Genomic DNA, 9,795 nt, shown 5'->3' with positions numbered 1-9,795 from the left:
TAGCATCTTGTTTTAAAAATTGACGAGATATCATGTATCTCTATTTCGCTTGGCTTTTGTTCAGTTTTCAAAGAACTTGTTTGTCGTTGTTGGCGACTTCATTATCTTATCAAATCGTGATTTGAATGTCAACAACTTTTTTTAAAATGTTTTTCGTGCGTAACAACTGTTGTTGTCAGCGACAAGTAATAATTTATCACGCACGTAAAACAAAGTCAACACTTTTCATCAATTTTATTTTAAGTATTTAATCTATAACGAATATGGTGGATTCCTTGTGCTTTTGATTCATGATGATCTATTACCAGAAACTCTTTCTCTATTAAGAAATTGACCAACAATTCAAGGTCGATCCGGTAATCTTGCACCTCTGGTATCTCCATCATTTCAGCAATCGTAAATGAGTCTCCTCTATCTGCTAGTAATGAACGAAAATGCTCAGAACCAATTTCTGTTTTAGAACGGACAGCTATTTCAGTTGCTAAGATTAATAATTCAATCCTTTGTTCAAGCGACTCCTCACTCTTAAGAAGTTCTCTATAGAGCTTGTATGTTTCAGGTTCAATCTTTCTTACTTGGTCCCACACAGTCACCTCTGGATAATACCCATGATTAATGACTGCAAGTCTTGCTAAGTGATGAAGAGAATGCATCATGTTACTGAACGCATCAAAAGGTTGTTCATTATAGAATAAAATCTTTCCCTCATCGAATCGTCTTAGCATCTTTGTAAATTGAATGGTCATCTTCTTCATTCGATCACCAGGAGGAAAGGTTTCAATTCTTTCTTTTACTCCTTTAAGGAATTCGTTGCGATCAAATACTACTTTACCATGAAAGAGCCAATCCACTAACCTGCGATGCGTTCCTGCTATTAATGAATGGTGCATTGTTGTTTGACTTAACGAATGCAGAGCTACTTTCATATCATCCATTTGATAGTGTTTAACATGCCAGTCTACTTCTGGATTATTTTTTATGACTAACACAATGGCATCAAAGCCATCTAATATTGATAACGGGGATAACTCTTTTTGGATCACTAATATTGCAAACGTATCATCCTCACTTGCTCGATCTTGATACAGCTGCCTCAGTAAAACATTCATTCCTATTCCTCCTCATTAAGCAAAACCTTACGCAAAACCTTACGCAAATTCTCTCGAAAAACCTCTCATAAAAACTTCTCACATCAACCTCGCATACCCTATTCGACAATTAATGGGGGAATCCTTCACAAAGTAGTGAAATTCTTACTTGATTCATAGGTTGTTCCTATCTTATATGCTATACTCGTATCTAGGAGGGACGAATATGGCTATTAAATATACAAACAAAATAAATAAGATTCGAACGTTTGCTTTATCGCTTGTATTTATCGGTATTCTCGTTATGTACATAGGAATTTTCTTTAGAGATTCTCCTATTCTCATGACGATCGCAATGCTAATAGGCTTTCTTTTTATTATTGGAAGTACGGTGGTTTATTTCTGGATCGGCATGCTTTCTACAAAGTCTGTTCAAGTAGTATGTCCAAGCTGTAAGAAACCCACAAAAATGCTGGGCCGCGTGGATGCGTGTATGCACTGCAGCGAGCCGCTTACACTAGACCCTTCTCTAGAAGGAAAAGAGTTCGATGAATCATATAATAATAAATCAAAACGAAGCTGATCGGCTTCGTTTTTTTATGCACAAAAAAACCTTAAGCAATGTGCTTAAGGCGTAAAATAATAAAAGATTTAATGCTGTACTTTTTTGGTGCACTCAGTACACGTTCCGTAAATTTCCATACGGTGGCTATGCACCTTAAATCCAGTCACATGCTCAGCAAGAGTTTCCACTTCATCAAGACCAGGATAGTGAAAATCAACAATCTTACCACAATCTTGGCAAATGACATGATAATGATCAGATGTAACACAATCAAAGCGGCTTGAAGAGTCTCCATACGTTAACTCTTTTACAATTCCTACTTCTTTAAACACACGCAGGTTGTTATAGACTGTTGCTACACTCATATTAGGGAAACGGCCCTCCAAAGCTTTATAAATGTCATCAGCAGTTGGATGCATTGACGTTTCATATAGAAATTCTAAAATGGCATGACGTTGAGGCGTCATACGAACACGGGTGCTTTTAAGTGCATCAATTGCATCTTGCAAGCGATGATTAGACATCGTCATGCACCTCACTTTCAACAAACATTCTTACTTTATAATATTTATAATTAGTATAATACATCTTGGCAGGATAAGTCAATGTTCTAGGCAGACTCCCCTATATGCGTTTTATCAATTATAAAAAAGGAACAGCATGCGAAGCGTTCACTAAAAATGACGTGTACCGATGAGCTGTACTTGATTTTCTTTTTTTCTTTCCTTCTACTGTAAGACACGCGGCCTTTAAAGCCGTTTTCAACTTAGGAAGGTCTTCTTCTTCTACACCAAACAAAAAGGTTGTATTCCCCTTCTTTAAAAAGCCACCTGAACTAGCAAGCTCGGTCATTCGATACCCCTCATCTCGCAGTTCCTTTTCCACTTCATCCGCATAAAAATCATCAATGATACAAATTAGAAGCTTCATGGCCTGCCCCCCCTTTTATTAATACCCTTTAGTTAGATCTATTCTATTTGTGAGGGTTTCGTTCCTTCCATTTAGATAGCCAATTAAGTTCTTTTTAAAGATTTCCATTGCTCTACTTTGGTATTTAGAGGACAACCCAGAGATATGAGGGGTGATCGTTACGTTTTCGTGCTTCCAAAAAGGATGGTTGGCATCTAATGGTTCTTCTTCAAACACATCTAATCCAGCTCCAGCCAATTGACCGGCATCTAACGCTTGGATTAATGCGTGTTCATCAACTGTTTTCCCACGTCCTATGTTAATAAAGTACGCTCCTTTTTTCATAGAAGCAAACTTTTCTTCATCCATAAATGAAGCTGTCTTCTTAGTAAGAGGCAGAACGTTTACAATAAAGTCTGACTGTCTTAGTAATGCATCTACCGTATCTTCTGTATACATTTGTTCGATAAACAAGGCATCATTACCTGAACTATTCATGCCAAGCGTTCTCATCCCAAAAGCCTGACATAATCTAGCGACTTCTTGTCCAATAGCCCCTGCCCCAAGGATTCCTACAGTTAATCCGTTAAGCTCAAAGACGGGTACGCTTCTCTCCCAGTTTGCTGACCCTTCATTTTTTATAAATGTTTTTGTCTTCTTAGCCATTTGCAGCATCATGTTAAGAGTATATTCCCCCATCGGAACAGCATGAATTCCGCGGACATTAGTCACGATGATATTACGTTTGCAAATAGCCTCATGCGGCATCTTCTCTAGTCCTGCAGCAAGGACCATAATCCATTTAAGCTGCTTGGCCTCTTTTATGTGTTCATCCGTTAAATCTTCTCCGTATGTAAGCAGCACCTCACAGTCCTGCACTTCCTCTCCTACTTCTTTCATGCCATAACAAAAGGAAAAGTCGATATGAGGAAAGTCCGCTACGAGCTGTGCTTTAACCTCATCTTTTAACCTTGCTGAAGAGACAATCTTCATAGTAGTCCCCACCTCCTGTATTCCAAAAAAAGCGAGAGTCCCCCCTCGCTTTTATGCTTTATGATTTTTACACTTCTACTTCTTCTTTAATGAAAGTCAGCGCTTCTTCTACGTGGTCTTTCACACGTACTTTACGCCATTCTTTTACGATTTTGCCTTCTTTATCAATCACAAAGGTGGATCTTTCAATCCCCATATATTCCTTGCCGAAGTTTTTCTTTAATTTCCACACATCAAATAACTCCGCCACAGCATGATCCTCATCTGCTAATAAAAGAAATGGGAGATCATATTTTTCAATAAACTTCTCATGTCTTGCTAAAGGATCCGGACTCACTCCTAGAATCACTGTATCTAACGATTCAAATGATTCAACTCGGTCACGGAAATCACATGCTTGAGTTGTGCATCCAGGTGTCATATCTTTTGGATAAAAATACAGCACAACATTCTTTCCTCTGAATTGACTTAAAGAGACTTGCTCCCCGCTGCTTGCTTCTAATGTAAAATTTGGCGCAACTTGTCCGATTTCAATAGCCATATTGCCACAACCTTTCTAGATCTAGTGATATGAATTAGGATACGGATTCTTCGTGTTTATTACAACTATTCTACCTTATTTTCTAGACGAATAACAGTTGTGACGACAAAAGCTGCTGGCAGCAGATAACCAAATAAAGCTTGTATGATCGCTAAAATCCTACCTACTCCCATTGGTACAATATCACCGTATCCGACGGACAAAAGTGTGATCGCACTAAAATACACCACATCTAAAACTAAATGAGTCAACTCTCCACCCACGTTTCGATTTGCTTCTGCTAATACAGGAATACCGAGTAACTCAAGCACCATATACATTAACGCAAACGCCAGCATTACCGTCACATACACATTTACCAACATTGCAAAATGTCTTAGCGAGACCTTGTGCCGCCCTCGCATCGGTTTATACCTAAGCAGCAACAAAAAGCTCATTATGACACCTAATGCTGCAACAAACATGCAAAAATACAACAGCCAATGGTCCATCAGCCCACCTCTTTACCAGAAAAACACTAATGTAATGTTGCTTATTAAATATATGACTGAGTATTCAAATAAATACTAGCCTTAATCATTTAACTGTATTATGATGAAAGGAGAACGATTGTTTGTTTTAATCACATCATACACCCTGTCTTTTATACCTCCTAGAATGTAGTGACGTTCATTGTAAAAAAGGAGGTCGTTTAGTTATGCACTCATTATCAGACGAAGTGTTGATTCTAAGTTATTGCCGAGCCCAAGAGTTTGGATTAGAAGAGGATTTCGTCGATATATTATTTCAAGAGTTATGCAAGCGCAATCTTCAACATCTCGCATCGCAACTTTCTACACACCCACAAGAATAAACCTCAATTTCTTCTATGCAGCACCTATACATACTGCTTAGCATTCCCTATAGCTTGTCCTATGTCCCAGCTTATGATTGAATATCTATATACATGATCTACATTTAACTGCTGTATTGAATGAATATGATTTAATCTATTATTTATAGTTCAATAGGCAGGATACTTGAGTGTTTGGAGGAAATATTTAGATGAACTTTACAAATTCAGAAGCCTTATATAAAGAGGCCCAAGAACATATCGTCGGCGGTGTGAACAGTCCTTCCCGTGCTTTTAAAGGGGTTGGCGGAGGCTCACCTGTTTTTATGGAACGTGCAAAAGGTGCTTATTTTTGGGATGTAGATGGTAATCAATATATCGATTATTTAGCCGCATACGGTCCTATTATAACAGGCCATGCTCATCCACATATTACGGAGGCAATTACAACGGCCGCCCAGAACGGAGTCTTATACGGTACACCGACTAAGCTCGAAAACAAATTTGCCAAAATGTTAAAAGAAGCGATTCCTTCATTAGAAAAAGTCCGCTTTGTCAATTCTGGTACAGAAGCTGTAATGACAACCATTCGTGTTGCCCGTGCGTACACAGGACGAGATAAGATTATTAAATTTGCCGGCTGCTATCACGGTCACTCAGATCTAGTTCTAGTAGCAGCAGGCTCTGGCCCATCTACACTAGGAACACCAGACTCTGCAGGTGTAACCAAAAATATCGCTAAAGAAGTTATTACTGTCCCATTCAATGATATTGAAGCTTATAAGGAAGCACTCCGGAAATGGGGCGATGAGATCGCTGCTGTTCTTGTTGAACCGATTGTCGGGAATTTCGGGATTGTGGAACCAGATCCAGGGTTTCTTGAGGCAGTTAATACACTAACCCATGATGCCGGGGCACTTGTTATTTATGACGAGGTAATTACAGCATTCCGTTTCATGTACGGCGGCGCTCAAAATTATCTAGGCGTGGAACCGGATATGACAGCATTAGGCAAAATTATCGGCGGAGGGCTTCCGATTGGAGCTTACGGCGGTCGTGTAGATATTATGGAAAAAGTTGCACCGCTTGGACCAGCATATCAAGCAGGCACTATGGCTGGTAACCCCGCTTCAATGAGTGCAGGCATTGCTTGTTTAGAAGTCCTTAAAGAAGATGGTGTGTATGAAGAATTAGACCGTTTGGGAGCCATTTTAGAAAAAGGGATTGTTGAACTTGCTTCTAAACATGAAGTGGAAATTACGGTGAACCGTTTAAAAGGAGCATTAACGATCTACTTTACAACTGAAGTGATCCGTAATTATGACCAAGCTGAGAAAACAAATGGAGAACAATTCTCTATTTTCTTTAAAGAAATGCTAAAACAAGGCATCAACTTAGCCCCATCGAAATATGAAGCATGGTTCTTAACAACCGCTCATACAGACGAGGATATCACTAAGACGTTAGAAGCTGTTGACCATGCATTTAAATGTGTCGCTGAGAAGATCTAACGAAGGTGATAGACCGCCGATTGGTAATTGCGTGATTTAGAGAGATTTATGCGCCGGTTGATTAGTAAATTGCGCTTATCTACTTGTTGATTGCGTTGTTTACCGGCCTAATTGCGTCTCTCTAGTCTTATTGCGTCCATTCAATCTTGTTATGCGTCATTCATTAGAATAAATGTATCACTTCATCGGTTGATTGCGTCACTTAGGTTCAATTAACCATCATACGAAAAAAGCGCTGGTTTAAACCGGCGCTTTTTTTAATACACTAAAAGAGGGTATGGTTAAACAAACAGACAAAAAAAATAAACGCTTACAATTTTTGTTTTTATAAAAAGTGGTTGATTCTTTTCAGTGGTCGTTGTATAGTACGTTCGGTATGATTTTATTAATGGATGCTATCGTTACTTCTTTTTAAAGACTAGTAAAAAAAAACGATGAGCAGAAAGGACATTTAGTTACCATGAAACTTGGAGCTCGTATATTTAAGACGGGTCTTGCCATTATTGTATCTTTATATTTTGCGATATGGGTTGGTCTTGAACCGCCAATGTTTGCAGCACTTGCTGCCGCATTTGCGATCCAGCCATCTATCTACCGCACATTCCAAACGATCTTAGAACAAGTTCAAGCGAATGTGATCGGTGCGGTCCTTGGAGTTATTTTCGTGATGACATTTGGTCATGAACCGTTTGTTGTCGGGTTGGTTGTTATTTTAGCCATTGCCATTATTCTTAAAGTGAAGCTTGAGCCTACAACGATTCCTTTAGCGATTGTTACCATTATCATCGTTATGGAAAGTCCAGCTGATAATTTTATCGAATTTGCTACAGGCCGATTTATGTTGATTATTATTGGGGTGTTTGCTGCCTTTTTAGTTAACCTGTTATTTATCCCGCCCCGATACGAAACAAAGCTGTATCATAAAATGCTAAAGGCAACAGAAGATATTATTCAATGGACGATGCTTTTCTTGCGGAAAGATGCTGACCCAAGAATGTTAAAACGTGATATCTCAAGACTTGATGAACAAATGGTTAAATTAGATAATTTGTATCTCCTTTATAAAGAAGAAAGAAATTATTTTCTGAAAAATAAATACGGAAAAGCACGAAAGATTGTGTTATTCCGCCAAATGCTGATCACAACGAAAAAGTCATTTATTGTCTTGAAGAATCTTGAACGGCGATCAGAGGAACTGCACCAGCTGCCTTGTGAAGTCCAAAAAGAAATCGAGATGCAATTAAATCGCTTAACCCAGTACCATGATCGTATCCTCTTACGATATGTAGGAAAAGTTCAATCACTTCCTGCTGATGAGACGGTACAGGAGATTATTGATGGGAAAGCCGCTTTAACGGATCTGTACATTAATTTATACGATGATCCGGATACTGTTCGAACGCAGTGGCTGCATATTCTGCCAGCCGTCTCGCAGATAGTAGAATATCAAGAGCAGCTTGAACACTTAGATCACCTAGTAGACAGCTTTTTCTGTTATCATAAAAAAGAAAATAAAGTAACCGTGCAAGAGCAAGAAGAAGAATAATTAAACAAAAGACGTCCATTACACTTAATCCTAAGTGATGGACGTCTTTTATTATGATAATTGCTGGACATCAAACAGTTTCTGATAATGCCCTGCTTTTTTCATTAATTCTTCATGGGTGCCGCTCTCAACAATCTCGCCGTTTTCAATTAATACAATCCGGTCGGCATGAGTAATCGTTGACAGACGGTGTGCAACAATAAAGGTCGTTCGATTTCTTGCTAATTTTTCAAGCGCTTCTTGAATGTAGTGTTCACTTTCTAAATCTAGAGCAGATGTCGCCTCATCAAAAATTAAAATAGGCGGATTTTTCAAAAAGACACGTGCAATCGCCACACGCTGTTTTTGACCTCCAGACAGCTTTACACCTCGCTCACCGACTTCGGTGTCATATCCATTCGGCAAGTTCATGATAAAGTCATGCGCATTCGCTGCTTTTGCTGCAGCAATCACTTCTTCATCAGTCGCTTCTGGATTTCCCATTAAGATATTCATTTTGACGGAATCACTGAACAAAATATTATCTTGAAGCACCATTCCAATTTTATCTCTGAGCATGCGCACTTGAAAATGTCTAATATCTACTCCATCAAGCGTGATCCGTCCGCTCGACACATCATAAAACCTTGGAATTAGACTGATAAGCGTACTTTTTCCGCCTCCGCTCATCCCTACAAATGCGACCGTTTCTCCCTCTTTTATATCCAGGGATACGTTTTTTAAGACCGGCTTCTCTTCATTATCATAATAGAACGAAACATCCTCAAACTGAACTCGTCCACGTGCGGAGTCGAGCGGTTGGGCATCTAAAGAGTCTTCAATATCATACTTTTCATCGATAAACTCAAATACACGGTCCATTGAAGCAATAGCCTGCGTTAAGGTTGTAGATGAGTTAACAAGCCGGCGCAGCGGACCATATAAGCGCTCCATATATAAAACAAAGGCCGTCATTGCCCCAATCTCTAGATTTCCTGTGATGACAAAGTAACCTGAGACTAAAATAACTAACAGCGGAGCTAAGTCTGTAATTGTATTTACCACCGCAAACGTTTTAGCGTTCCAGCGTGTATGGTCTAGGGCACGGTCTAAGAAATGATTATTACGCTTTGCAAACTGGTGCTGTTCATGCTCCTCAAGTGCAAAGCTCCTAATGACATTCATCCCCTGAACACGTTCATGCAAATGTCCCTGCACTTCTGCTAAAGCTTGTGAACGCACTCTCGTTAGATGCCTTAATCTTGCATAGAAAAACTTCACTGAAAAGCCGTATAATGGAAACATAGAAATGGCTACCAGCGTGAGCCACACATTAATATTTAACATAATTATAATGGCAATAATAATCGTAAATAGATCAAGCCAAATATTCATTAAACCAGTAATAACAAAGTTCTTCGTCTGTTCAACGTCATGTATCACACGAGAAATGATTTCTCCTACTTTTCGATTCGAATAAAATCTAAGACTTAATTTTTGGATATGGGTAAATAATTGATCACGTATATCATACAGCACCTTACTGCCTATCCACTGTGCATAATATTGCCTTAAGTATTCAATTGGAGGTCTGAGGACAAGGAAAATAAAGAACAATCCTCCCATAATCCAGAACAGCGTTGAAAGCTTCTCATCTTGCGGCATTCCTTCAACCAAAATAATATCATCAATGACATACATCATAACGAGCGGAAGCAATAAAGGAATCCCAAATTTTAATACACCGATCACGATTGTCCAAAAAATTTGCTTCCAGTACGGCTTAACAAAGACCATATAACGTTTCATACTATTCAATTATGCCCACCCC

The 9,795-nt window shown here is 38.9% G+C and carries 11 protein-coding genes; 4 read left to right on the top strand and 7 right to left on the bottom strand.

Features of this window, described 5'->3' with window-relative positions; all coding sequences use genetic code 11:
* Positions 1-239: 239 nt before the first annotated feature.
* Positions 240-1,109, bottom strand: a complete 870-nt coding sequence (locus A33I_RS19140) for a nucleotidyltransferase-like protein (protein ID WP_022629922.1) — start codon at positions 1,107-1,109, stop codon at positions 240-242.
* A 205-nt stretch (positions 1,110-1,314) separates the two neighbouring features.
* Here A33I_RS19140 and A33I_RS19135 point away from each other — a divergent pair, with 205 nt between their 5' ends.
* Positions 1,315-1,671, top strand: a complete 357-nt coding sequence (locus A33I_RS19135) for a YgzB family protein (RefSeq protein ID WP_012957604.1) — start codon at positions 1,315-1,317, stop codon at positions 1,669-1,671.
* Positions 1,672-1,739: 68 nt separating this feature from the next.
* On the opposite strand, the gene perR is transcribed toward A33I_RS19135, so the two are convergent.
* From perR to A33I_RS19110, 5 genes are all read right to left on the bottom strand, one after another.
* Entirely contained in the window at positions 1,740-2,177 is a 438-nt protein-coding gene (perR, locus tag A33I_RS19130; RefSeq protein ID WP_012957603.1) for a peroxide-responsive transcriptional repressor PerR, read from the bottom strand.
* Between the two features lie 118 nt (positions 2,178-2,295).
* Complete coding sequence (locus A33I_RS19125) at positions 2,296-2,583, bottom strand: cyclic-di-AMP receptor (RefSeq protein WP_012957602.1); 288 nt, start codon at positions 2,581-2,583, stop codon at positions 2,296-2,298.
* An 18-nt stretch (positions 2,584-2,601) separates the two neighbouring features.
* Positions 2,602-3,555 carry a D-2-hydroxyacid dehydrogenase gene (locus A33I_RS19120; protein ID WP_022629921.1) on the bottom strand — a complete coding sequence of 318 codons (954 nt, stop codon included), beginning with the start codon at positions 3,553-3,555 and terminating at the stop codon, positions 2,602-2,604.
* Positions 3,556-3,622: 67 nt separating this feature from the next.
* Positions 3,623-4,096 carry a thioredoxin-dependent thiol peroxidase gene (gene bcp / locus A33I_RS19115; protein WP_022629920.1) on the bottom strand — a complete coding sequence of 158 codons (474 nt, stop codon included), beginning with the start codon at positions 4,094-4,096 and terminating at the stop codon, positions 3,623-3,625.
* A gap of 65 nt (positions 4,097-4,161) precedes the next feature.
* The gene (locus tag A33I_RS19110) at positions 4,162-4,587 is read right to left on the bottom strand and encodes a potassium channel family protein (RefSeq protein ID WP_012957599.1); all 426 of its coding nucleotides are present in this window, start codon (positions 4,585-4,587) and stop codon (positions 4,162-4,164) included.
* Between the two features lie 206 nt (positions 4,588-4,793).
* Between A33I_RS19110 and A33I_RS20410 the strand changes: the two genes are divergently transcribed.
* The 3 genes from A33I_RS20410 to A33I_RS19100 all read left to right on the top strand — a co-directional run bounded on the left by A33I_RS20410 (position 4,794) and on the right by A33I_RS19100 (position 7,985).
* On the top strand, positions 4,794-4,949 hold the full coding sequence (locus tag A33I_RS20410; RefSeq protein WP_022629918.1) for a sporulation histidine kinase inhibitor Sda: 156 nt from the start codon (positions 4,794-4,796) through the stop codon (positions 4,947-4,949).
* 191 nt (positions 4,950-5,140) lie between these two features.
* Positions 5,141-6,439 carry a glutamate-1-semialdehyde 2,1-aminomutase gene (locus tag A33I_RS19105; RefSeq protein ID WP_022629917.1) on the top strand — a complete coding sequence of 433 codons (1,299 nt, stop codon included), beginning with the start codon at positions 5,141-5,143 and terminating at the stop codon, positions 6,437-6,439.
* A 460-nt stretch (positions 6,440-6,899) separates the two neighbouring features.
* Positions 6,900-7,985 (top strand): FUSC family protein, encoded by a 1,086-nt coding sequence (locus A33I_RS19100; RefSeq protein WP_022629916.1) that lies wholly within the window; start codon positions 6,900-6,902, stop codon positions 7,983-7,985.
* A gap of 51 nt (positions 7,986-8,036) precedes the next feature.
* Here the strand turns inward: A33I_RS19100 and A33I_RS19095 are convergent, their stop codons facing one another.
* Positions 8,037-9,782 (bottom strand): ABC transporter ATP-binding protein, encoded by a 1,746-nt coding sequence (locus A33I_RS19095; protein ID WP_022629915.1) that lies wholly within the window; start codon positions 9,780-9,782, stop codon positions 8,037-8,039.
* Between the last annotated feature and the right edge of the window lie 13 nt (positions 9,783-9,795).

The organism is Alkalihalophilus marmarensis DSM 21297 (assembly GCF_000474275.2).
GTDB classification, from domain to species: Bacteria; Bacillota; Bacilli; order Bacillales; family Bacillaceae_D; genus Alkalihalophilus; species Alkalihalophilus marmarensis.
This window is presented reverse-complemented; position numbering and strand designations above follow the sequence as displayed.

Excerpts from the sequence above, each read along its gene's own strand:
- A33I_RS19100 (WP_022629916.1), top strand. The coding sequence starts at position 6,900 with ATGAAACTTGGAGCTCGTATATTTAAGACGGGTCTTGCCATTATTGTA.
- bcp (WP_022629920.1), bottom strand. The coding sequence starts at position 4,096 with ATGGCTATTGAAATCGGACAAGTTGCGCCAAATTTTACATTAGAAGCA.
- perR (WP_012957603.1), bottom strand. The coding sequence starts at position 2,177 with ATGTCTAATCATCGCTTGCAAGATGCAATTGATGCACTTAAAAGCACC.
- A33I_RS19120 (WP_022629921.1), bottom strand. The coding sequence starts at position 3,555 with ATGAAGATTGTCTCTTCAGCAAGGTTAAAAGATGAGGTTAAAGCACAG.
- A33I_RS19140 (WP_022629922.1), bottom strand. The coding sequence starts at position 1,109 with ATGAATGTTTTACTGAGGCAGCTGTATCAAGATCGAGCAAGTGAGGAT.
- A33I_RS20410 (WP_022629918.1), top strand. The coding sequence starts at position 4,794 with ATGCACTCATTATCAGACGAAGTGTTGATTCTAAGTTATTGCCGAGCC.
- A33I_RS19135 (WP_012957604.1), top strand. The coding sequence starts at position 1,315 with ATGGCTATTAAATATACAAACAAAATAAATAAGATTCGAACGTTTGCT.
- A33I_RS19105 (WP_022629917.1), top strand. The coding sequence starts at position 5,141 with ATGAACTTTACAAATTCAGAAGCCTTATATAAAGAGGCCCAAGAACAT.
- A33I_RS19110 (WP_012957599.1), bottom strand. The coding sequence starts at position 4,587 with ATGGACCATTGGCTGTTGTATTTTTGCATGTTTGTTGCAGCATTAGGT.
- A33I_RS19125 (WP_012957602.1), bottom strand. The coding sequence starts at position 2,583 with ATGAAGCTTCTAATTTGTATCATTGATGATTTTTATGCGGATGAAGTG.